This window comes from Pedococcus aerophilus (assembly GCF_039532215.1).
GTDB classification, from domain to species: Bacteria; Actinomycetota; Actinomycetes; order Actinomycetales; family Dermatophilaceae; genus Pedococcus; species Pedococcus aerophilus.
On the sequence record NZ_BAAARN010000001.1, the window covers coordinates 1,503,771 to 1,524,832 of the forward strand.

Below are 21,062 nucleotides of genomic sequence, written 5' to 3' on the forward strand. Positions count from 1 at the left end.
GTGCGCGCGTTCCCTCGTCAGCCGAGCAGGCCGAGCACGAGCTGCGGCAGGACGCTGGCAGCGACGAGGACGGCCCCCGACAGCAGCAGGGCCGCGAGCGCGGGGCGCGGCACCGGGCCGTCGACCAGCTCCGCCAAGGACTCGTCGCCGTCGTCCGTGGCTCCGGTCGCGGGGGCGGGATCGCGCAGCAGGACGGCGAACCAACGCAGGTAGACGGCGATGCCGAGGACGGCGTTGGCCACCGCGACCAGCGCGAGCAGCCACTGCTCGTCCCCCACCACCGGCCGCAGGGCGACGACCTTGGCCACGAGGCCGAGGACGCCGGGCGGCAGCCCGGCGAGGGACAGCAGGGCCAGCCCGAGCGCGCCACCGAGGACGGGGCGCGAGCGCAGCAGCCCCGTGTATGCCGCGAGCGTCCGACCGCGCGACGGCGCGGTGCCGCCCGGCGTGCGGGCGACGAGGTGGACGACGACGAAAGCGACGAGCGTCGCCACGACGTAGGCGAGCAGGTAGGAGCCCGACGCCTGGGCCGCCTGCGACGTCGCGACGGACAGGGGCAGGACCACCCAGCCGGCTTGGGCGATGGTCGACCACGCGAGCAGCCGCACGGGGTCGTCCTGGACCAGGGCGACGAGGTTGCCCACCGTCATCGAGACGGCGGCCACGATGCCGACGACGACGAGCACGGGGGCCGCACCACCGGCGGCGGGTCCACCGGCACTGGCCGCGGAGGCGAGCGGCCCGAGGACCACGAGCAGGGCGGCGAGCGCGGCGACCTTCGACGTGGCCGCGAGGAAGGTCGCGACGGGCTCGGTGCCGCCCGCGTAGGCCTGCGGGGTCCAGACGTGGAAGGGGACGAGCGAGAGCTTGAAGCCGACCCCGGCGAGGAGGAACAGCAGCCCCAGCAGCAGGACGGCCCGGCGGTCGGCATCGGCGAGAGCCGTGGCAGCAGCCGCACCGGAGAACACCGCCTCACCCGTCGAGAGCAGCCAGAGCGCAGCGCCCAGCACGACGAGCGCGAACGACACGAGCGAGGTCGTCAGCAGGGCGAGCGCTCCGCGGCCCGCCTCCGGGGTGGCACGCAGGGCGACGAGCGCGATGGCCGGCAGGGTGGCCAGCTCGAGCGCCACCAGCCACGACCCGAGGTCGTGGGCGGCAGCGACGCCCGCCGCCCCGGCTGTGGCGGCGAGGACGAGCGACACCAGGACCGCGGGGCCACCGCGCAGCGGCGGGTCCTCCGACGGCGAGTCGCCCGACGGCACGTCGTCCCTCACGCTTCCGGCGGCCTCCCGCGCCGGCCAGGCGAGCAGGAGCACGACCAGGGCGGCCAGCAGTCCGGCGACCTGGAGGGCCCCGGCCACCGGACCGGCCTCGTAGAGGCAGGCACCGTCGGGGGCGGGCAGGCACAGCGAGCGCCGTGGGCTGGCGGCCGATCCCAGAGCCGTCGGGAACGCCAGGGCGGCGCCGACGACAAGCGCGAGCACACCGATGAGGGAGTGCAGGCGGGCGAGGCGCGGTGCGACCGCGTCGACGACGAGCACGAGCACGGCACCGGCGGCGGGTGCGAGCACCGGGCCCAGCACGAGCCAGTCGAGGCTGGCCACCTGCCCGGCGGTGACGACGGTGTGGCTCACGGGGCTGCCCCGATCAGGGTGCCGACCGCGTCGCTGGTCAACGCGAGGAGCGGGCCCGGGACGACACCCAGGGCCACGGTCGCGAGCACCAGCACCACGACCACGGCCCACTCGCTGCCCCGGCTGTCCTCGATCGCGGGCGAGGTGCGCTCCCCCGCCCAGACGACCCGGGCCACCCGCAGCGCGTACGCGGCGGCGAGCACCGTCCCCACCGCGGCGACGACGGCCACGGTGCGGAACAGGCCGAGGGGACGGTCATCGGCCGGCGACCACGCGGCATACACGGCGAGGAACTCGCCCCAGAAACCGGCGAGGCCGGGGAGCCCGAGGGAGGCCGCGAGGCCCGTGATGAGCGCGAAGCCGAGGCGCGGTGCGGTCTCGCGGACGGCGGCGCGCGCGGTGTCGAGGTCGGCACTGCCCCAGCGTTCCTTGAGGCCGCCGACGACGACGAAGAGCAGGGCGGAGACGACACCGTGGGCGACGTTGGCGAACAGCGCCGCCTGGAGGCCGGAGCGGGTGCCGCTGGCGAGGCCGACGGCCACGAACCCCATGTGCGCCACCGAGGAGTAGGCGACCAGCCGCTTGAGGTCGCGCTCGACGAGGCAGGCCAGGCCTCCCCAGACGATCCCCACGGCTCCGAGGACGGCGAGGAACGGCGCGACCCGGGCGAACCCGTCGGGGACGGTGGCCAGCGGCAGGCGGACCAGTCCGTAGGTGCCCATCTTGAGCAGGACCGCCGCGAGCAGCACCGAGCCGGCGGTCGGGGCGGTGGTGTGGGCGGCGGGCAGCCAGGTGTGCAGCGGGAAGACGGGCACCTTGACCGCGAGCCCCGCCACGAGCAGCGCCGCGACCACGAGCTGGGTCGTCGACGAGAGGCCGCGCCCGGCGTCCTGCGCGAGGACCCCGAGGTCGGAGGTCCCGGCCGACGTCACGAGCGCGAGGATGCCGACGAGCATCATGGTCGAGCCGAACGCCGTGTAGAGGACGAACCGGCCCCCGGCGTCGGCCCTGGCGGCGGGCTGGTGCGCGTCACCGAACCGCGTGATGAGGACCCACATCGGGACGAGGACGACCTCGAAAGCCACGAAGAACAGCACCGCGTCGCGGGCGAAGAACGTCGCGAGAGCCCCGAGCTCGACGAGCAGCAGGCAGGCGTGGAAGGCCGCGCTGGTGCCACCGACGGGCGGTCGTTCGCGGGTGTGCAGGACGACGGCCACGCCGAGCAGGGCGGTGAGCAGCAGCAGCGGTGCGCTGAGGCCATCGACGCCGAGGTGCCAGCGCAGGCCGAGCGCCGGAACCCAGGCGCGGTCCACCTCCGGCCGCAGCACGACGGCCGCCACGACGGCGACCAGCGTGGCGACGCTGGTGGCGCCCGCGACACGGTTGACCGCGCGGTGGGTCAGGCCGCGGCCGGCGGTGAGCAGCCAGGCCGCGACGGCGGCAGGAAGGAGGAGGGCAGCGAGGATCACAGCAGCGCCACCCCCGCGAGCGCGACGGCGACCGCACCGGCGACCACCCAGACCAGTCCGGTGGCGGCGCGCTCGGCGCGGTGGGCGCGGTCACCGCCCCGACCGGCGAGGACGGCACCGACCGCGGCACCGCGGACGTAGGCGTCGACCACCTCGCGGTCGAGGAAGACCACGAGCCGGGCAAGGGCCAGGACCGGGGTGGCGACCAGTGCGACGTACAGGCGGTCCACGCCGAAGCCGCCGTCGAAGGACGACTGGCGCGACCCGACGAGCCTGGCGGGGTCCTCCCCCGCACCGTGGCGGCCCACGGTGATGTGGCGCACGGCGAGCGCCGAGCCGGCGATGAGCAGGATGCTGAGGACCGCGACGAACCACCCGACGTGGCCCTCGAGGTCGACCAGCGGCGTGAGGACGACGAGACCACCGACGACGGTGAGCGCGGCCAGCACGACGACGGCGGTGCGCACCGGGCGGGTGGCGGTGTCGGTGTCGTGGCGCTCGACGTCGGCGCTGGCCAGGTCGTCGAGGACGAGCCAGGCGCGGGTGCAGTAGGCCGCGGTGAGGGCGACGGTGACCAGCCCGGCCACGAGGACGACCCACGCGCGGGCCGTGGCGCCGCCCCCGAGCCCGACTCCCGCCTCCGCAGCCGAGAGCACGTGCTCCTTGGAGACGAACCCCACCAGCGGCGGCACCCCCGCGAGCGACAGCAGGCCGACGAACATGGCGGGGCGCAGGAGCAGGTGGCCGCGCAAGCCGCCCTTGAGCGCGGCGGCGGCCGTGCCCCCGACGGTCACGCTGAGCCACCCGATCGCCAGGAACAGCAACGCCTTGAAGAACGCGTGGGAGTAGAGGTGGAGCACACCTGCCCCCGGGCCCTCGTCGGCCGGAGCGACGGCGAGCGCCGACAGCATCAGCGCGACCTGGCTCAGCGTCGAGTAGGCCAGCAGCCGCTTGAGGTCGCTCTGCCCGAAGGCGAGCACGGCGGCCCACACCATCGTCACGGCGGTGCTGACGGCCAGGACCCAGCGGGCCACGTCGCTGGCGGCAAGGAGGTCGAAGAGCTGCGCCAGCACGAAGGTCCCTGCGGCCACCATCGTCGCCGCGTGGATGAGGGCGGATGCGGGGGTCGGGCCCTCCATGGCGTCGGGCAGCCAGTCGTGGAACGGCACCATGCCGGACTTGCCGAGCACCCCGACGACCAGCAGGACCATCGCGGCGGTGAGCAGCCGGATGTCCGGGGCCGCGCAGGCACCGGTGTCGGTGCAGGTCGCCCCCGCCCAGGCCTGGACCACCTGGCCGTATGCCGTGGACCCGGCGCTGGCGGCGAGGAGCACCACCCCGAGGACGAAGCCGACGTCGGCGAGGCGCGTGACGAGGAAGGCCTTGAGCGCGGCCCGCCGCGCCGACTCCTTGCGGCTCCAGTGCCCGATGAGCAGGTAGGAGCACCAACCCATCACCTCCCAGCCGACGAGGGTGAGGACGAGGTCGGCGGACTGGACGACGAGCAGCATGGCGGCCGTGAAGAGCGAGACGGTGGCAGCGAAGACGCCGTAGCGGTCGTCCTCGCGCAGGTACCACCCGGCGAACGCCTGGACCGCCCACCCGACGACGGCGACGACGAGGGCGATCAGGGCGGTGGCCGCGGTGGCCTGGAGCTGGAGCGGGATGCGAAGCTCTCCGGCCGCGAGGGCGGGGAGGGTGCCCACGGCGCGGGCCTGTCCGGAGGTGTGGACGGCGACGAGCTGCACGAGGGCCACCACCAGCGTGACGAGCGAGGCTCCGACGGCCGTCGCGCGGGCCGCCCGCGGGTCGAGCCCGTCCCACCGACGGGCGAGGAACAGCCCGAGGACGGCCGCGAGGACGGGGACGAGGACGACGAGCCGTGCTGCTGACGCGCTCACGGGCGGGCCCGGTCGAGGTCTTGGTCGAGGTCTCGGTCGAGGTCTCGGTCGAGGTCTCGTCCACGGTCCAGGTCGATGTCGCCCCGCAACCGGTGGACGGCCAGCACCACTGCGAGGGCGACGCAGACCTCGGCGGCGGCGATGGTGATGACGAACAGGGTCAGCACGTTGCCCGCCGCCCAGCGGTCTCCGCCGGAGGCCCCGACCGAGACGAGGAGCAGGGTGGCCGCGTTGAGGACCAGCTCGACCCCGATGAGGACGAGCACGGCGTTGCGGCGGGCCAGGACTCCATACGTCCCCAGGCCGGCGAGCACGGCGGCGAGCAGGTAGGGACCGGCGAGGTGGATCACGACGCGCTCCCCTCGGAGGTCGTCCCCGCGGTCCTCGCGGGGGCGTCGGCGCGCGCGGCGCGGCCGGCCACGCGGGAGACGGCCAGGGCCGCGACGAGGGCGACCAGCAGGAGCAGGGACAGCAGCTCGAACGGCCACACCCACGTCCCGAAGAGCTCACCGGCGAGCGCGGTCGTGTCGGTCTCGGTGCGCTGCACGCGCGCCGCGAGCGGCAGCAGGACGGCCGCCAGCATGGCGGTGACCCCGGCGCCGAGGACCGCGGCGAGCACCCGGTGCAGGCGGCTCGTGGCGATCTCGGCGTGCGGGCCGATCGGGGCGCGGGTGAGCATCAGCGCGAAGAGGACCAGCACGACGACGGCCCCCACGTAGACGAGCACCTGCACCAGCGCGACGAACTCTGCGCCGAGCACGAGGTAGCACCCTGCGACCGACCCGAGGCAGACCACGAGCCACAGCGCGGCGTGCACCACGTGGCGGGTGGTCACCGCGAGCAGCCCGCTGGCCGCGGCGACGAGCCCGACCGCGGCGAAGGCGACGTCGAGGCCGGTCACGCGTCGGCCTCCGGCTGCGGAGTCACCCGCGTCGGACGGGCCGCAGGGGTGCGGACGGGGCGGGCGGGCTTGTTCGTGGCGGCGATCTCGGCCGGCTCGGCGGAGTGCTCGTCGAGGGCGGGCGGGGGCGGCACCGTGGGCATCCACTGGCCGAGCCGGTCCTTCTCGTGAAGCAGGTCGCGGATGTCGAGCTCGGAGTACTCGAACTCGGGGCTCCAGTGCAGCGCGTCGAACGGGCAGACCTCGATGCAGATGCCGCAGTACATGCAGAGGCTGAAGTCGATGGCGAACCGGTCGAGGACGTTGCGCTGCCGGTCGCGCCCTCCCGGCGTGGTGGCGGGGATCGTCTCCTTGTGGGAGTCGATGTAGATGCACCAGTCCGGGCACTCGCGGGCGCAGAGCATGCAGGAGGTGCAGTTCTCCTCGAGCAGCGCGATGACGCCGCGGCTGCGCGGCGGCAGGTGCGGCTGGACGTCGGGGTACTCCGCCGTGTGCGACGGCGTCGCGAGGGTGCGTGCCGTCGTGGCCAGGCCCTTGAGGATCCCCGGTATGGCGCCGCCGCTGCTGCGCTTCGTGGGTGCCGGCTTGGTGGGTTCGGACTCGAGGGGTTCGGTCATGCGGTCAGCACCACCCAGACACCGGTGAGGGCCAGCTGCGCGAGGGCGAGCGGCACGAGGACGAGCCAGGCGAGGCGCTGGAGCTGGTCCTCGCGCAGCCGCGGCCAGGACACCCGCAGCCAGATCACGACGACGGCGATGACGAACCCCTTGAGCATGGTCCAGACCCAGCCGAGCTGGTCGCTGAACGGACCCTGCCAGCCTCCGAGGTAGAGCACGGCGAACAGCAGCGACATGACGACGATCCCGGCGTACTCGCTGAGCAGGAAGAACGCGAACCGCAGCCCGGTGTACTCGGTGTAGGCGCCGAACACGATCTCGCTGTCGGCGACCGGCATGTCGAACGGCGGGCGCTGGAGCTCGGCCACGGCGGCGACGAGGAAGACGACGGCGCCGGGCAGCTGCCACAGCAGCCACCACGGCGACCACGCGGCGGCGATGCCCGACAGGGACAGCGACCCGGCCGCCAGGCAGACGCTCGCGACGGCGAGGACCAGCGGCAGCTCGTAGGAGAGCAGCTGGGCGCCGGCCCGCATCGCGCCGAGCAGCGAGTACTTGTTGGCGCTGGCCCAGCCGGCCATCAGCGTGCCGAGGATGCCGACGGCGGTCACCGCCAGGACGAACACGGCGCTCGCCGGGGCGTCGGCAGCGACCACGTCGGGCGACAGCGGGATGACCGCCATGGCCACGAGGTACGGGATGAGCGCCACCGCCGGGGCGAACCGGAAGACGCCCTTGTCGGCCGCGGCCGGGGTGATGTCCTCCTTCTGCACGAACTTGACCCCGTCGGCGACGAGCTGCGCCCACCCGTGGAACCCGCCGGCGTACATGGGTCCGAGGCGTCCCTGCATGTGGGCCATGACCTTGTGCTCGGTCTGGCCGACGAGCAGCGGCAGCACGAGGAAGGCCGCGAGCACGGCGACCGAGCGCAGGACGACCTCCAGGGCCTCGACCCCGGTCACCGCGGACCCCAGTCGGCGTCGGGGACGCCGGGTGCGGAGACACGCCGGCGACCGGTCGGCTTGCTGTGCTCGCTCTCGCCGGGCTCCTTGGCGCCGGGCCAGGCCTTGGACGCGCGCGCGGCGAGGACGAACGACTTGCGCAGCGGCGTGCCCTCGAAGCCGTCGGGGAGGAGCAGCGGCCGCAGGTCCTGCCCGGTGCCGTCGTCGAACCCGTCGAAGTCGAGCCCGAACATCTCGTGCGTCTCGCGTTCGTGCCAGGCAGCACCACGGAAGACCGGCGTGACCGAGGCGAGCGCCTCGCCGTCAGAGACACGGGTACGGATCATCATGCGCCGCAACGACGTCGGGGTCGATCCGTCCATGAGGTGGCAGACGACGTCGAACCCCGGGGTGTCGGCGGCGTCGGTCTGGTCGACGGCGGTCAACCAGTCGAAGAAGGTGAAGCCCTCCGCGCGGGCCGCCTCGATCGACTCGACCCACTCCTGGCTCGGCACCTCCCGGCGCTGCACGGTTGCCGGGTCGTTCACGACGGCTCCCCGGAGTCGGTGGCAGGAGCGGCGCCGGCCGGGCCACCCGGAACGGTCGGTCGAGCGGCAGCAGCGGGTGGGGCCACGAGTCCTCGCGTCACCTCGGCGGCGGAGGCGGGGCGGTGCCCGGCGTACCTGGCCCGCATCCCCTCGGTGGACAACGTCTCTGCTGCGATCTTCTCCTGGAGCTTGATGATGCCCTGCAGCAGCGACTCGGGCCGGGGCGGGCAGCCGGGCACGTAGACGTCGACGGGGATGATCGTGTCGACGCCCTTGGTGACGCTGTAGGAGTCCCAGTAGGGGCCGCCGGAGTTGGAGCACGCACCGAACGAGATCACGTACTTCGGCTCGGGCATCTGGTCGTAGAGCCGACGGACGGCGGGCGCCATCTTGTCGGTGACGGTGCCCGAGACGACCATGAGGTCGGCCTGTCGGGGGCCCGGGGCGAACGGGATCACGCCGAGGCGGATGAAGTCGTGCCGGGCCATCGACGCCGCGATGAACTCGATCGCGCAGCACGCCAGGCCGAAGTTGAAGACCCACAGGGAGTAGCGGCGACCCCAGTTGAGGACGACCCGGATCGGTTGGGGAGCGTGCTCGGTGCCGGCCCCGACGCGGGGCATGGGCAGGTTGACCTTGCTGGACCCAGGCATCACAGCCACCTCAACAGGCCACGGCGGGCGGCGTGCACGAGACCGACGAGCAGGACGCCGATGAACACCGCGATCTCGACGAGGGAGGCCGCGCCGAGGTCGGCGGAGCGGACGACCAGCGCCCACGGGAACAGGTAGACGGCGTCGACGGCGAAGATGACGTAGAGGAACGCGTAGACGAAGTAGCGGATCTGCGTCTGCGCCCAGTCCCGGCCGACGGGGTCGACGCCGGACTCGTAGGTCGTCAGCTTCGCGCGGGTCGGAGCACTCGGCGCGAGCAGCCTCCGGGCCCCCATGGCGGCGACGAAGAGCAGCAGGCCGACCACGACCACTGCGGCGACGACGACGTAGGGCGACACGCTTGGCAGCCTAGTGGGCCGTCCCCGGGCGGGGGCGTCGCGCCATACGTCGCCGTGGGGTGTCGGTCCCACCCTCCGAGACCTACCGTGGGAGGTATGGCGCAGGTCCCGCTCTTCCCGCTCGGCACGGTCCTGGTGCCGGGCGCCCCCCTGCCGTTGCAGATCTTCGAGCCGCGCTACGTCGTGATGCTCAGCGACCTCGTCAACGCGATGGAGGTGCCGGAGTTCGGGGTGGTGGCGATCAGGCAGGGCCACGAGGTCGGTCCGGAGTCGGCCCACGACCTGCACGAGGTCGGCTGCCTCGCCCGGGTGACCCAAGCGGCCTCGGTGGGCGACGGCCGCTACCTGGTCGTCAGCACGGGCGTCCAGCGCTTCCACCTCGACGGGCTCGCGGAGACGGGTTCGCCGTACCTCACGGGAGAGGTGACCGTCCTCGAGGAGCGCGAGGGTGATGCGCAGGAGGTGGCCGAGCTGGTGACGCGGCTGCACGACGCCCTGCACCGGTACGCGCGGACGCTCGGGGCGCAGGAGCCGCAGTGGTCGCACGACCCGGTCGAGCTGTCGTACACCGTGGGGGACGCCGTCGGGCTCGACCTCGGCGACCGGCAACGTCTGCTGGCCGCCCCCGACACCGAGACCAGGCTGCGGCTCGGCCTGCGCCTGGTCCGTCGTGAGCAGGGCCTGGCCCAGACGCTCGGCGTCGTGCCCCCGACGCCGGAGCACGGCTGGAACCCCAACTGACGCACACGTCCCCTCGGAGAATCCGGTGGCGGAGGCCCTCTGCGTGCGCCATCGTCGGGGCATGACCCCCGACGACACCCCCAGCGCGTGGGACGAGCGCACCACGTTGATGACGATGCTGCAGTACACCCGCGACGTCGCGGCCGGGAAGGCGCGCGACCTGGCCGCGCACCACATCGGCGCCGCTCCCCTCCCCGGCTCGCCGCTGATGTCGATCGGCGGCGTCATCAACCACCTGCGGTGGGTCGAGCACTCGTGGATCGAGAACCGCTTCGTCGGCGGCCCCGACCTCGGGCCGTGGACCGCGACAGAGCCGGACCGGGAGTTCACGGTGGGCGCCGAGACGCCCATCGCCCAGACGCTGGAGGAGTATGCCGCGCAGGCAGTCCGCACCGACGCCCTGATCGCGGGGCTCGAGCTCGACGACCGTTCGGCGACGCCGTTCCGCAGCGGCGAGCACCCGACGCTGCGCTGGGTGATCCTGCACCTCATCGAGGAGAACGCCCGGCACAACGGCCACCTCGACCTGCTCCGCGAGCTCGCCGACGGCCAGACCGGCGACTGAGCGGGTTTCTGGGCCGGGCCCGCGTCAGCCGTCGAGGCCTTCGAAGGCGGGGGCGTACCGGAACGCACCGGGCCGGCCCTCGCCCCAGGCGTGCAGCGGGCGCAGCATGAAGTACTGCGGACCCCAGTCCTGCGGCGGCGTGACGCCGTGGTCGACGGCCGGGCCGAACCCGAAGCGCGGGTAGTAGGTGGGGTGGCCGAGCAGCACCATCGCGGGCTCACCCAGGGCGTCAGCGGCCGCGAGCGCGGCGTGCACGAGGGCCGAGCCGATCCCCGACCGCTGGACCTCCGGCAGGACGCCGAGCGGACCCAGGGCGACCAGCGCGGGCTCGTCGTCGAGGAACGCCCTGCTGATCGCGACGTGCCCGGCGACGACTCCGTCGACCTCGGCGACGAGACAGCACTCCTCGACCAGGTCGCCGTCGGCACGCAGGTCGTCCACGAGGTTCGCCTCGAGGGTGCCCTCCTGGGCGGGAGCGTCGTCGGTGGCCGGCTTGGCGAACGCCTTGAGGTGCACCGCCCGGATCGCGTCGGCGTCGCTCGGCAGCTCTCGGCGGATCAGCATGCCCGCGACCCTAGCCACGGTTCAGGCCGACTCGCCTGCTGTTTTCTCGGCGGTCGCGAGGCGGGCGTAGCTGCTGGGGTGCGGCGCGTAGTCGTCCGTGGCGACGAGGTAGCCGTCTGCGTCGAGGGTCACCGGGATGGGGTCGATGATCTCGAACCCGTCGAAGCCCTCCGGCTCGACGTTGCGGAACCCGACCAGCGCCCACGACCCGTCACGCCGCTGCACGAGCGGTGCGGCGAACAGGTGGGGCTCGGCCTCGAACGGCTGGGCCGCGTCGATGTCCCAGGGCCCGAGCGGACCCTCGCCGGGCACCGACCAGGTGCAGTACTCGCCGGTGCGGGCCTTGCGCTCCGCCGTCATCTCCTGCGGGTGGCAGGTGAAGACGAGCACCCAACGACCGTCGATCTGCTTGTCCTGCAACACCTCCAGCTGGCCGAACCCCGCACCCGGCTCGCACAGTGGCGGCTGGAGCGTCCAGTGCTCGAGGTCGGGGCTGGTGGCGTGGGCGACCACGCCGTCGTCGTTGCGGGCGGCGTCTCGGGCCCGGGCGGCGAGCAGCAGGTGCCAGCCGTCACCGTCGGCGTCCGCGAACACCAGCGGGTCGCGCCAGGTCTCGCTCGACCCCTCGAGGTCGGGCCCCTCGGTCGGCGCAGGGGTGTTGGCGAGGTTCTTGTACCAGCGCCCGTCGACGCGCACAGCGGGCTCGCTGGACACCCGCGACCAGTGGTGCAGGTCGTCCGAGACGGCCGACCCGACGCGTTGGTCATAGACGTGGTGCCCGGAGGTGGAGACCGCGGTGTAGAACATCCGCCACCGGTCGCCGTCACGGACGACCGACCCGGTCCAGATCGCGAGGTCGTCGAACCCGGTCTCCGCCGGCCCGAAGCACTCCCCCAGGTAGTCCCAGGTCACGAGGTCCCGCGACGTCGCATGCCCCACGGTCGCGGCCGTGTGCCGCGTGCCCGGGTCGACCAGCGACCGGGGCGCCATGAGGAAGAACAGGTGGTAGAGGTCGCCGTCGTCGGCGATCCAGGAGTCCCAGACCCAGTGGTCTTCGAGCCGCAGCATGCGCAGAGTCTGGCAGCCCGCGCAGCGTCCGGCACGACATTGCCCGCGGTTCGGTCAGGCACCCGCAGCGCCGGGCCGCGGACCCTGCCCGACGTGACTCAGATGCCGTCGACGGTCCCCCCTGCGCGCCAGTACCGGCCGTCGCGCCGGTCCATGAACTCCTGCTCGACGAGGTACCGCCGCAGCGCCGCCACGTCGGGATGGAACGCCCGCAGCGTCGCGTTCACCTCGGTCTCCTCGTAGACCTCACCCACCGCGAACTCCTGCGCGATGAGGTCGAGCACGACGAGCCGCTTGCTGATCTTGGTCGGGATCGACACGAGGCTGCCGTCGGGGCGGACGAAGGCGCGCAGCACCGCGTCACGGTTCTTGAGGGCGTCCTGGAGGGCAGGTCGGTCCATGCCCTCCACCCTAGGAAGAACTCGCCCGAGCTGCTCGCGCCAGGGCCAGGACCGCATCGGCGGTGGCGTCCGGCTCGGCGAGAAGGTGCAGGTGGTGTCCGTCCAGCACCTCGACGGGCCACCCCTCCCCGCGCGCCAAGGTGAGCTCCTCGGCATACGTCCCACCGAACCCGAGGTATGCCGCGGGCAGCGCCTCCCAGCCGACCGGCACCTCCACCGGGGTCGTGAACCACGACGGCGGGAGCCGGGGTGCCTCGGCGGTCACCCGCTCGTGCCAGTCCGATGAGGGGAACAGCGCAGCGACGTCGGCGGGGTCCCACCAGAGCGGCCACGGCGGGAGCAGCCCGCCGTCCTGCGGCAGCCCGGCGACGAACTCGCCGAACTGTGCCGGCGCCAGCAGTGTGCTGGTCCCAGCCGTCGGTGGCAGCGCCGCGTCGACGAGGACGACCGCGTCGACCGGGACGGCAGCACGCAGTGCCGGGACGAGGTAGCCCGCGTTGCTGTGGGCCACCACGAGGGACGCGCCCGACGAGACGAGCTGCTCGGCGAAACCCGACAGGACCGCAGCCGGGGTCAGGACACCGTCGGGCAGGCCCGCCACCACGGCCGTCGACCCACGGGAGGCCAGGGCCGCGGCGAGCGGACCGTAGGCGGCCGGCCCGAGCAGCGGACTGGGCAGCACGAGCACGTCGGCGGTCACCCCGAGCACGCTAGCCAGATCTCGGGTAGCCGTGGCGAAACCCGCTTGAAACACTGCCTTGGTCTACTGACCCCCGAGAGCACCCGACCACGACAGCCGGCACACCCGACCACGAGACCCGGCACACCCCCGGCACCCAGGAGGCTGCGATGCACCTGTCCCCCGCGGACACCGAGAAGCTCCTGCTGTCCGTCGCCGGGATGGTCGCGCGCGACCGGCTCTCCCGGGGCGTGCTGCTCAACCACCCCGAGTCGGTCGCCCTGCTGTCCACCTGGGTCATCGAACGCGCCCGCGAGGGTGCCCTCGTCGCCGACCTCATGGAGGAGGGCCGGACCGTCCTGGGTCGCGAGCAGGTGATGGACGGGGTCGCGGAGATGATCGCCGACGTGCAGGTCGAGGCGACGTTCCCCGACGGCCGCAAGCTCGTCACCCTCCACCACCCGATCGCCTGACCCGACTCACCCCAGACCGCCGAGAGCAGGAGATCCCTTGAGCAGCACCAGTTCCGGACCGGGGGCCGTCCGCGTCAGGCCGGGCACCGTCACGATCAACGCCGACCGCACCGACGCCGAACGCCGCACCCTCGTCATCGTCAACACCGGCGACCGCCCCGTCCAGATCGGGTCGCACCTGCACCTGCCCGACAGCAACACCGCGCTGTCCTTCGACCGCGACGCCGCCCACGGGTTCCGCCTCGACATCCCGAGCGGGACCTCCGTCCGGTTCGAGCCGGGGGTGAGCCGTGAGGTCGACGCCGTCGCCCTGCGGGGACGGCGGAGGGTGCCGGGACTGCAGGTCGACGGCAGGGTGGACGAGCACGGCGAGGGAGGGAGCCTCGATGGCTGACCTCGACCGCGAGCGGTATGCCGCGCTGTACGGCCCCACGACCGGCGACCAGGTCCGCCTCGGCGACACCGACCTGTGGGTCGAGATCGAGGACGACCTCACCTTCGGGGGCGAGGAGGCCGTCTTCGGCGGCGGCAAGTCGATCCGCGAGTCGATGGCGCAGGGCCTGCGCACCAACGCCGACGGCGCGCTCGACACCGTCATCACCAACGCCATCGTGCTCGACCACTGGGGCATCGTCCGGGCCGACGTCGGCATCCGGGACGGTCGCATCGTGGCCCTCGGCCGCAGCGGCAACCCCGACATCGCCGACGGCGTCCACCCCGACCTCGAGATCGGCCCGGGCACCGACGTCATCTCCGGCGAGGGCCGCATCCTCACCGCCGGCGGCATCGACCTGCACGTCCACTTCCTGTCGACCAGCCAGGTCCACGAGGCGCTCGCTGCCGGGCTGACCACCCTCGGCGGGGGCGGCACCGGTCCGTCCGAGGGCTCCAAGGCCACCACCGTCACCCCCGGGCCGTGGCACCTGCAGTCGGTGCTGCGCGGGCTCGACCACCTGCCCGTCAACGTGCTCCTCATGGGCAAGGGCAACACGGTCAGCGCCGCGGGACTGCGCGAGCAGGCGCTGGCCGGTGCGGCGGCATACAAGGTGCACGAGGACTGGGGCAGCACCCCGGCGGCGATCGACGCGGCGCTGCGCGCGGCGGACGAGCTCGGGCTCCAGGTGACGCTGCACAGCGACAGCCTCAACGAGGCGGGGTACGTCGACTCGACGCTGCGGGCCATCGGCGGGCGCAGCATCCACGCGTTCCACACCGAGGGCGCCGGCGGCGGGCACGCACCCGACATCATCACCATCGCCAGCCACGCGAACGTCCTGCCGGGCTCGACGAACCCGACCCTGCCCCACACCGTCAACACCGTCGCCGAGCACCTCGACATGCTCATGGTCTGCCACCACCTCAACCCCGCGGTACCAGAGGACCTGGCCTTCGCGGAGAGCCGGATCCGTGCGACGACCATCGCGGCCGAGGACCTCCTGCACGACCTCGGGGCCCTGTCGATGACGAGCTCGGACGCCCAGGCGATGGGCCGCATCGGCGAGGTGGTCACCCGCACCTGGCAGGTCGCGCACGTGATGAAGGCGCGGTACGGCGCGCTCGGTGGCAGCCTCCCGGCCGACAACGAGCGGGCCCGGCGCTACGTCGCGAAGTACACGATCAACCCGGCCGTCGCGCACGGCATCGACCACGAGGTCGGCTCCGTGGAGGCGGGCAAGCTCGCGGACCTCGTGCTGTGGGACCCGAAGTTCTTCGGGTGGCGCCCCGACGTCGTCATCAAGGGTGGTGCGATCGTGTACGCCGCCCTGGGCGACCCCAACGCATCCATCCCCACCCCGCAGCCGGTGCTCATGCGCCCGGCGCTGGTCGCCGAGGGCGGGGCGGGCGCCGACCGGTCCCTGACGTTCGTCGCCCCGGCGGCGCTGGACGCCGGACTGGCCGAGACGCTGGGCCTGCGCAGCAGGCTCGTCGGCGTGCGGCCCACCCGCGACGTCACCAAGGCCGACATGGTCAACAACAGCGCCACCCCGGACATCGAGGTCGACCCCGAGTCGTTCGAGATCCGCGTCGAGGGCGAGGTCGTCGTCCCCTCACCGGCCACGGAACTGCCTCTCGCCCAGCGCTATTCGTTGTTCTGAGCCGACTGTGACGTCCTCCCTGCCCCACCCCGAGTTCGCCGCCATGCTGCTCGCTGACGGTCGGCTGCCCGTCGGCGGCCACACCCAGTCGTCCGGTCTCGAGCCCGCGCTGCTCGGCGGGCTCGCCGAGTCGGACATCCCACGGCTGGTCGGGACCCGCCTGCGCACGGTGGTCCGCGTCGAGGCCGCCGTCGCCGTCGTCGCCCGGCACCACGTCCTCGCCGGTCTGCCGCTCCAGCCGGTGCAGGACGCCTGGGCGGCCCGGACCCCGAGCGAGGTGTCACGCGCGGCGTCCGTCGCTGTCGGTCGTGGTCAGCGGCGGCTGGCGCTGCGGCTGTGGCCGACGTCGGCCGCGGCGACGTCGCTGGCCGACCTGCGCACGCCGGCACGGCCGGTCGCGTTGGGCGCGATGGCTGCAGCCGCCGGTCTCGACGCCGCGCGCACCGCCCGGCTGGTGGCCTACGACGACGTCCAGACCCTCTGCGCCGCCGCCCTCAAGCTCTGCCCGCTGGATCCCGCCGACGCCACCGCCTGGCTGCTGGAGGCTGGGGCCGACGTCGAGGGCGTCGTCGGTGCGGTCGCGCACCTGACCGATCCCAGTGCCATACCTGCTCCTGCCGCCCCGCTGCTCGAGCAGTGGGCGCACCACCACCCCACCCACTCCCGGAGGTTGTTCAGTGCCTGAGGCCAGCCCGTCCCCCACCCGCGCCCTGCGCCTCGGCGTCGCCGGCCCCGTCGGCACCGGCAAGTCCTCGCTGATCGGCATGTTGTGCCGCGAGCTCGGCGACACCCTCGAGCTCGGCGTGATCACCAACGACATCTACACCGACGAGGACGCCCGGATGCTGCGCGCCGCCGGCGTCCTGGACCCCGAACGGATCCGCGCGGTCGAGACGGGCGCCTGCCCGCACACGGCGATCCGTGACGACGTCAGTGCCAACCTGCTCGCCGTCGAGGACCTCGAGGCCGACTTCGCGCCGCTCGACCTCGTGCTCGTCGAGTCCGGTGGCGACAACCTCACGGCGACGTTCTCGCCCGCCCTGGTCGACGCGCAGGTGTTCGTCCTCGACGTCGCCGGGGGCGGCGACGTCGTGCGCAAGGGCGGCCCGGGCATCTCGCGCGCCGACCTGCTCGTGGTCAACAAGACCGACCTCGCGCCGTACGTCGGGGTCGACGCTCCCCTCATGGCGCAGCAGGGTCGCGAGGCCCGAGACGGCCGCCCGGTCATCGCCCTGTCGCGCACCGACCCGTCGTCGGTCGCCGAGCTGCGGGCCTGGGTGCTCGACGTGCTCGAGCAGCACCGCTCCGGCGGCCACACCCCGGTCGACCCGGGCCCGATGGCCCCGCACTCCCACGCCGACGGGCCCCTGCACGCGCACGGCGGTGAGGGTGCCCACACGCACTGAGGTCCGGACCGCCCGGATCGCCCTGCTGCCCGACGACACCGGACGCGGAGGTCGTGCCCGGCTCGAGCTGCGCGGCGGGCTCGTCACCCCGCGCGTGGTGCACCAGGGCGCCGCGAGCGCGGAGGTGGCCCTCATCGCCACGACCGCGACCCTGCTCGGCGGCGACGAGCTGCGCCTGTCGGTGGAGGTCGGTCCGGGTCTGCGGCTCGACCTGCGCGACGTCGCCGGCACGGTCGCCTACCACGGCCGCGGACGCGAGTGCCTCGTCGCCGTCTCCCTGACCGTCCACCCCGGAGCGGTGCTCGTCTGGGCCGGCGCACCCCTCGTCGTCTGCGACGGAGCCCGCGTGGTGCGCACCCTCGACGTCGACGTGACCGACACGGGGCGCCTGCTGCTGCGCGACCGCGTCGCCCTCGGCCGCAGCGGCCAGGTCGGCGGCGACCTCACCTGCCGCACGACCATGACGTATGCCGCTCGGCCGGCTCTCGTCGAGGAGCTCACCCTGGGTGGCTCACCGGGAGGCGGCGGGGCCGGAGTCCTCGGCGACGCCCGTGTGGTCGACTCGGTGACCGCCCTCGGGTGGCGGCCCGCGCCCCGCCCGGCCCTGCACGCAACGGACCCGTCCACCACCTCGCAGCCCCCGCTCTTCACGCTGCACGAGCCGGGCGCCCTCGCCCGGCAGCTGGTGACCGACGCGCACGACTCGGCCCTGCGCCATACCTGGCAGGCGTGGTCGGGCCAGCTGGAGACCACGGCCAACCCATAACAGCGTGTTACCCGTCTCAAAAGCAGGGTGGGCAGGTTGCCCTCACTTGTCCAGACGTACGATGGATTCACAGGCTGCGCACCGCGTCGTCCGTGAGCCCAGCGGCACCGGACCCGCCGCGGCGACAGTCTCCAGAACTGTTCGTCCACGACCGTCAGGACCGCATGAGCCGCAAGACCGTCGAGAAGCTGGACCGCGTCGTCATCCGCTTCGCCGGGGACTCCGGCGACGGCATGCAGCTGACCGGTGACCGCTTCACGTCCGAGACCGCAGCACTGGGCAACGACCTGTCCACGCTGCCCAACTTCCCGGCCGAGATCCGGGCGCCCCAGGGCACGCTGCCCGGCGTCTCGAGCTTCCAGCTGCACTTCGCCGACCACGACGTGCTCACGCCGGGCGACGCCCCCGACGTGCTCGTCGCGATGAACCCGGCCGCCCTCAAGGCCAACCTGCGCGACCTGCCGCGCGGCGCGACGATCATCGCCAACACCGACGAGTTCTCCAAGCGCAACCTCGGCAAGGTCGGCTACACGAGCAACCCCCTCGAGGACGGCTCGCTCGACTCGTGGCACCTGCACCCGGTGGCGCTGACGTCGATCACGGTCGAGGCGCTCGCCGAGTTCGACTCGTTGTCCCGCAAGGACAAGGAGCGCGCGAAGAACATGTTCGCGCTCGGCCTGCTGTCGTGGATGTACCACCGTCCCACCAGCGGCACCGAGAACTTCCTGACCAAGAAGTTCGGCGCGAAGCCCGACATCCTCGCGGCCAACCTCGCGGCCCTCAAGGCCGGCGTCAACTACGGCGAGACGACCGAGGACTTCGCGGTCTCCTACGAGATCGCCCCTGCGCCGATGGCTGCGGGCACCTACCGCAACATCACCGGCAACGTCGCCCTCGCCTACGGCCTCGTCACCGCCTCGCACCGTGCCAAGGTGCCGATGCTGCTCGGGTCCTACCCGATCACGCCGGCCTCCGACATCCTGCACACCCTCTCCGGGCTCAAGCGCTACGGCGTGACGACGCTCCAGGCCGAGGACGAGATCGCGGGAATCGGTGCGGCACTGGGCGCTTCGTTCGGCGGCTCGATCGGCGTGACGACGACCTCCGGCCCCGGTGTGGCGCTGAAGTCCGAGACCATCGGCCTCGCCGTGTCGCTCGAGCTGCCGCTGGTCATCGTCGACGTCCAGCGCGGCGGACCGTCGACCGGCCTCCCCACCAAGACCGAGCAGTCCGACCTGCTCCAGGCGATGTTCGGTCGCAACGGCGAGTCGCCGGTGCCGATCATCGCGCCGCAGTCACCTGCCGACTGTTTCGACGCAGCGCTGGAGGCGGTCCGGATCGCGACGGCCTACCGCACGCCCGTGTTCATCCTCTCCGACGGCTACCTCGCCAACGGCTCCGAGCCGTGGGCGCTCCCCAGCGTCTCCGAGCTGCCCGACCTGACGGTCGAGTTCGCCTCCGAGCCGAACGCCACCGACGAGAAGGGCGAGCCGGTCTTCCACCCGTTCCTGCGCGACCCGGCGACGCTCGCGCGCCCCTGGGCCGTCCCCGGGACGGCTGGTCTCGAGCACCGCATCGGCGGTATCGAGAAGGCCGATGTCACGGGCAACATCTCCTACGACCCCGACAACCACGACCTCATGACCCGCCTGCGCGCGGGCAAGATCGAGCGCATCGCCGACTCCATCGGTGACCTCGAGGTCGACGACCCGAGCGCCGAGGCGTCCGTCCTCGTGCTCGGCTGGGGTTCGACCTACGGGCCCATCGCCGCGGCGGTACGCAGCGTGCGCAACACCGGCGCGAAGGTCGCCCGCGCACACCTGCGCCACCTCAACCCCTTCCCCGCCAACACCGGTGAGGTGCTGCGCCGCTACGACCGCGTGCTCGTCCCCGAGATGAACATGGGCCAGCTCGCGATGCTCCTGCGCGCCAAGTACCTCGTTGACGTCCACTCGTTCACCCAGGTGCGCGGACTGCCCTTCACCACCGTCGAGCTCGCCGACGCCATCGTCGGCCTCGGCGCCGACGGCGCGGACGACGCCTCGGACTCACCAGCCACCACGGAGGCCCACGCATGAGCACCCCACGAAGTTCCTCCCCCGCTCCGCTCCGCCGAATACTTCGAGGGGACCCCGCGTGAGCACCGAACTCGGCATGCCGTCGCTCGGCGTCCCGCACGGCACCGCAGGTGTCCCGCGCCTCGCTGACGACGCCACGCCCCAGACCAAGCGCGAGTTCACCTCCGACCAGGAGGTGCGCTGGTGCCCGGGCTGCGGCGACTACGCGATCCTCGCCGCCGTCCAGGGGTTCCTGCCCGAGCTCGGGCTCAAGCGCGAGAACATCGTCTTCGTCTCCGGCATCGGCTGCTCGTCGCGGTTCCCGTACTACCTCGACACCTACGGCATGCACTCGATCCACGGCCGCGCGCCGGCGATCGCGACTGGTCTCGCGACCAGCCGTGAGGACCTGTCGGTCTGGGTCGTCACCGGTGACGGCGACGCGCTGTCGATCGGTGGCAACCACCTGATCCACGCGCTGCGCCGCAACGTCAACATGACGATCTTGTTGTTCAACAACCAGATCTACGGCCTCACCAAGGGCCAGTACTCGCCCACGTCCGAGGTCGGCAAGGTCACCAAGTCGACGCCGATGGGTTCGGTGGACCACCCGTTCAACCCGGTCTCGCTCGCTCTGGGCGCCGAGGCGACCTTCGTCGCCCGGACCATGGACTCCGACCGCAAGCACCTCACCGGCATCCTCAAGGCAGCAGCCGCCCACCGTGGGACCTCACTCGTGGAGATCTACCAGAACTGCCCGATCTTCAACGACGGTGCGTTCGACCTGATCAAGGACCGGAGCCAGCAGGAGGCGCGGATCGTCCACCTCGCCGACGGCGAGCAGGTGCAGGTCGGCCCCGAGGGTGACCGCCAGGTCCTCGTCCGCGGCGCAGCGGGAGCGATGGAGTTCGTGCCCGAGTCCGAGGTCGGCCAGCGCGAGGTCGTGGTCCACGACGCGACCGCGGGCGACCCGACGCAGGCCTTCGCCCTGTCCCGGCTCGACTCCCCCCAGATGACGCACGTCCCGATGGGGATCTTCCGGAACGTCGCCCGGCCGACCTACGACGACCTCGTGCGCTCCCAGGTCGACGCCGCGATCGACACGGCCGGAGGACCGGCCACCGACGCCGACCTCGACGCGCTGATCCACGGGCGCGACACCTGGACCGTGGCCTGAACGCCGCCGGGGCAGCCGCCCCCGGAGGAGCCGCCGGAGAAGTCCC

Annotated in this window: 24 protein-coding genes; 10 read left to right on the top strand and 14 right to left on the bottom strand. The window is 73.0% G+C overall.

Features of this window, described 5'->3' with window-relative positions; translation table 11 throughout:
* Positions 1-17: 17 nt before the first annotated feature.
* Genes ABD286_RS07135 through ABD286_RS07180 form a run of 10 tightly spaced genes read right to left on the bottom strand, consistent with a single transcriptional unit; the run spans position 18 to position 9,023 of the window.
* Positions 18-1,634: a proton-conducting transporter transmembrane domain-containing protein gene (locus ABD286_RS07135; RefSeq protein WP_344191617.1), complete on the bottom strand. Its 1,617-nt coding sequence runs from the start codon at positions 1,632-1,634 to the stop codon at positions 18-20.
* Positions 1,631-3,103 (bottom strand): complex I subunit 4 family protein, encoded by a 1,473-nt coding sequence (locus ABD286_RS07140; protein WP_344191619.1) that lies wholly within the window; start codon positions 3,101-3,103, stop codon positions 1,631-1,633. The genes ABD286_RS07135 and ABD286_RS07140 overlap by 4 nt, the downstream gene beginning before the upstream one ends.
* Positions 3,100-5,004, bottom strand: coding sequence for an NADH-quinone oxidoreductase subunit 5 family protein (locus tag ABD286_RS07145; protein ID WP_344191621.1), 1,905 nt, complete (start codon positions 5,002-5,004; stop codon positions 3,100-3,102). The genes ABD286_RS07140 and ABD286_RS07145 overlap by 4 nt, the downstream gene beginning before the upstream one ends.
* Positions 5,001-5,354: an NADH-quinone oxidoreductase subunit NuoK gene (nuoK, locus tag ABD286_RS07150; protein ID WP_344191623.1), complete on the bottom strand. Its 354-nt coding sequence runs from the start codon at positions 5,352-5,354 to the stop codon at positions 5,001-5,003. The genes ABD286_RS07145 and nuoK overlap by 4 nt, the downstream gene beginning before the upstream one ends.
* The gene (locus ABD286_RS07155) at positions 5,351-5,905 is read right to left on the bottom strand and encodes an NADH-quinone oxidoreductase subunit J family protein (RefSeq protein ID WP_344191625.1); all 555 of its coding nucleotides are present in this window, start codon (positions 5,903-5,905) and stop codon (positions 5,351-5,353) included. The genes nuoK and ABD286_RS07155 overlap by 4 nt, the downstream gene beginning before the upstream one ends.
* Entirely contained in the window at positions 5,902-6,522 is a 621-nt protein-coding gene (locus ABD286_RS07160; protein ID WP_344191627.1) for a NuoI/complex I 23 kDa subunit family protein, read from the bottom strand. Before ABD286_RS07160 ends, ABD286_RS07155 begins: the two co-directional genes overlap by 4 nt.
* Positions 6,519-7,484 (bottom strand): NADH-quinone oxidoreductase subunit NuoH, encoded by a 966-nt coding sequence (gene nuoH, locus ABD286_RS07165; RefSeq protein WP_344191629.1) that lies wholly within the window; start codon positions 7,482-7,484, stop codon positions 6,519-6,521. The genes ABD286_RS07160 and nuoH overlap by 4 nt, the downstream gene beginning before the upstream one ends.
* Positions 7,481-8,011, bottom strand: a complete 531-nt coding sequence (locus ABD286_RS07170; protein ID WP_344191631.1) for an NADH-quinone oxidoreductase subunit C — start codon at positions 8,009-8,011, stop codon at positions 7,481-7,483. The genes nuoH and ABD286_RS07170 overlap by 4 nt, the downstream gene beginning before the upstream one ends.
* Positions 8,008-8,664 carry an NADH-quinone oxidoreductase subunit B gene (locus ABD286_RS07175; protein ID WP_344191633.1) on the bottom strand — a complete coding sequence of 219 codons (657 nt, stop codon included), beginning with the start codon at positions 8,662-8,664 and terminating at the stop codon, positions 8,008-8,010. The genes ABD286_RS07170 and ABD286_RS07175 overlap by 4 nt, the downstream gene beginning before the upstream one ends.
* Positions 8,664-9,023: an NADH-quinone oxidoreductase subunit A gene (locus ABD286_RS07180; protein ID WP_344191635.1), complete on the bottom strand. Its 360-nt coding sequence runs from the start codon at positions 9,021-9,023 to the stop codon at positions 8,664-8,666. The genes ABD286_RS07175 and ABD286_RS07180 overlap by 1 nt, the downstream gene beginning before the upstream one ends.
* A gap of 96 nt (positions 9,024-9,119) precedes the next feature.
* Between ABD286_RS07180 and ABD286_RS07185 the strand changes: the two genes are divergently transcribed.
* Positions 9,120-9,764: an LON peptidase substrate-binding domain-containing protein gene (locus ABD286_RS07185; protein ID WP_344191637.1), complete on the top strand. Its 645-nt coding sequence runs from the start codon at positions 9,120-9,122 to the stop codon at positions 9,762-9,764.
* A 61-nt stretch (positions 9,765-9,825) separates the two neighbouring features.
* The gene (locus ABD286_RS07190) at positions 9,826-10,329 is read left to right on the top strand and encodes a DinB family protein (RefSeq protein ID WP_344191639.1); all 504 of its coding nucleotides are present in this window, start codon (positions 9,826-9,828) and stop codon (positions 10,327-10,329) included.
* A 24-nt stretch (positions 10,330-10,353) separates the two neighbouring features.
* On the opposite strand, the gene ABD286_RS07195 is transcribed toward ABD286_RS07190, so the two are convergent.
* The 4 genes from ABD286_RS07195 to ABD286_RS07210 form a co-directional block, all read right to left on the bottom strand.
* Positions 10,354-10,893 carry a GNAT family N-acetyltransferase gene (locus tag ABD286_RS07195; protein ID WP_344191641.1) on the bottom strand — a complete coding sequence of 180 codons (540 nt, stop codon included), beginning with the start codon at positions 10,891-10,893 and terminating at the stop codon, positions 10,354-10,356.
* Positions 10,894-10,914: 21 nt separating this feature from the next.
* Positions 10,915-11,961, bottom strand: coding sequence for a glycoside hydrolase family 68 protein (locus tag ABD286_RS07200; protein WP_344191642.1), 1,047 nt, complete (start codon positions 11,959-11,961; stop codon positions 10,915-10,917).
* A 98-nt stretch (positions 11,962-12,059) separates the two neighbouring features.
* Complete coding sequence (locus ABD286_RS07205) at positions 12,060-12,362, bottom strand: DUF2087 domain-containing protein (RefSeq protein WP_344191644.1); 303 nt, start codon at positions 12,360-12,362, stop codon at positions 12,060-12,062.
* 10 nt (positions 12,363-12,372) lie between these two features.
* Positions 12,373-13,062: a hypothetical protein gene (locus tag ABD286_RS07210; RefSeq protein ID WP_344191646.1), complete on the bottom strand. Its 690-nt coding sequence runs from the start codon at positions 13,060-13,062 to the stop codon at positions 12,373-12,375.
* 149 nt (positions 13,063-13,211) lie between these two features.
* Between ABD286_RS07210 and ABD286_RS07215 the strand changes: the two genes are divergently transcribed.
* From ABD286_RS07215 to ABD286_RS07250, 8 genes are all read left to right on the top strand, one after another.
* Positions 13,212-13,514: an urease subunit gamma gene (locus ABD286_RS07215; RefSeq protein ID WP_344191648.1), complete on the top strand. Its 303-nt coding sequence runs from the start codon at positions 13,212-13,214 to the stop codon at positions 13,512-13,514.
* A 37-nt stretch (positions 13,515-13,551) separates the two neighbouring features.
* A complete protein-coding gene (gene ureB / locus ABD286_RS07220; protein ID WP_344191650.1) occupies positions 13,552-13,908 on the top strand; it encodes an urease subunit beta in 357 nt (118 codons plus the stop codon).
* The gene (locus tag ABD286_RS07225; RefSeq protein WP_344191652.1) at positions 13,901-15,610 is read left to right on the top strand and encodes an urease subunit alpha; all 1,710 of its coding nucleotides are present in this window, start codon (positions 13,901-13,903) and stop codon (positions 15,608-15,610) included. The genes ureB and ABD286_RS07225 overlap by 8 nt, the downstream gene beginning before the upstream one ends.
* A gap of 7 nt (positions 15,611-15,617) precedes the next feature.
* Entirely contained in the window at positions 15,618-16,295 is a 678-nt protein-coding gene (locus ABD286_RS07230) for an urease accessory protein UreF (RefSeq protein ID WP_344191654.1), read from the top strand.
* Entirely contained in the window at positions 16,288-17,016 is a 729-nt protein-coding gene (gene ureG / locus ABD286_RS07235; protein ID WP_344191656.1) for an urease accessory protein UreG, read from the top strand. Before ABD286_RS07230 ends, ureG begins: the two co-directional genes overlap by 8 nt.
* Positions 17,000-17,782: an urease accessory protein UreD gene (locus tag ABD286_RS07240; RefSeq protein WP_344191658.1), complete on the top strand. Its 783-nt coding sequence runs from the start codon at positions 17,000-17,002 to the stop codon at positions 17,780-17,782. Before ureG ends, ABD286_RS07240 begins: the two co-directional genes overlap by 17 nt.
* 164 nt (positions 17,783-17,946) lie before the next feature.
* A complete protein-coding gene (locus ABD286_RS07245) occupies positions 17,947-19,860 on the top strand; it encodes a 2-oxoacid:acceptor oxidoreductase subunit alpha (RefSeq protein WP_344191660.1) in 1,914 nt (637 codons plus the stop codon).
* 58 nt (positions 19,861-19,918) lie between these two features.
* The gene (locus ABD286_RS07250; protein WP_344191662.1) at positions 19,919-21,016 is read left to right on the top strand and encodes a 2-oxoacid:ferredoxin oxidoreductase subunit beta; all 1,098 of its coding nucleotides are present in this window, start codon (positions 19,919-19,921) and stop codon (positions 21,014-21,016) included.
* Positions 21,017-21,062: the final 46 nt, after the last annotated feature.

Bases quoted from the DNA above. Each gene is read 5' to 3' on its own strand.
- ABD286_RS07160 (WP_344191627.1), bottom strand. From the start codon at position 6,522: ATGACCGAACCCCTCGAGTCCGAACCCACCAAGCCGGCACCCACGAAG.
- ABD286_RS07175 (WP_344191633.1), bottom strand. From the start codon at position 8,664: ATGCCTGGGTCCAGCAAGGTCAACCTGCCCATGCCCCGCGTCGGGGCC.
- ABD286_RS07185 (WP_344191637.1), top strand. From the start codon at position 9,120: ATGGCGCAGGTCCCGCTCTTCCCGCTCGGCACGGTCCTGGTGCCGGGC.
- ABD286_RS07190 (WP_344191639.1), top strand. From the start codon at position 9,826: ATGACCCCCGACGACACCCCCAGCGCGTGGGACGAGCGCACCACGTTG.
- ABD286_RS07195 (WP_344191641.1), bottom strand. From the start codon at position 10,893: ATGCTGATCCGCCGAGAGCTGCCGAGCGACGCCGACGCGATCCGGGCG.
- ABD286_RS07200 (WP_344191642.1), bottom strand. From the start codon at position 11,961: ATGCTGCGGCTCGAAGACCACTGGGTCTGGGACTCCTGGATCGCCGAC.
- ABD286_RS07205 (WP_344191644.1), bottom strand. From the start codon at position 12,362: ATGGACCGACCTGCCCTCCAGGACGCCCTCAAGAACCGTGACGCGGTG.
- ABD286_RS07215 (WP_344191648.1), top strand. From the start codon at position 13,212: ATGCACCTGTCCCCCGCGGACACCGAGAAGCTCCTGCTGTCCGTCGCC.
- ABD286_RS07225 (WP_344191652.1), top strand. From the start codon at position 13,901: ATGGCTGACCTCGACCGCGAGCGGTATGCCGCGCTGTACGGCCCCACG.
- ABD286_RS07245 (WP_344191660.1), top strand. From the start codon at position 17,947: ATGAGCCGCAAGACCGTCGAGAAGCTGGACCGCGTCGTCATCCGCTTC.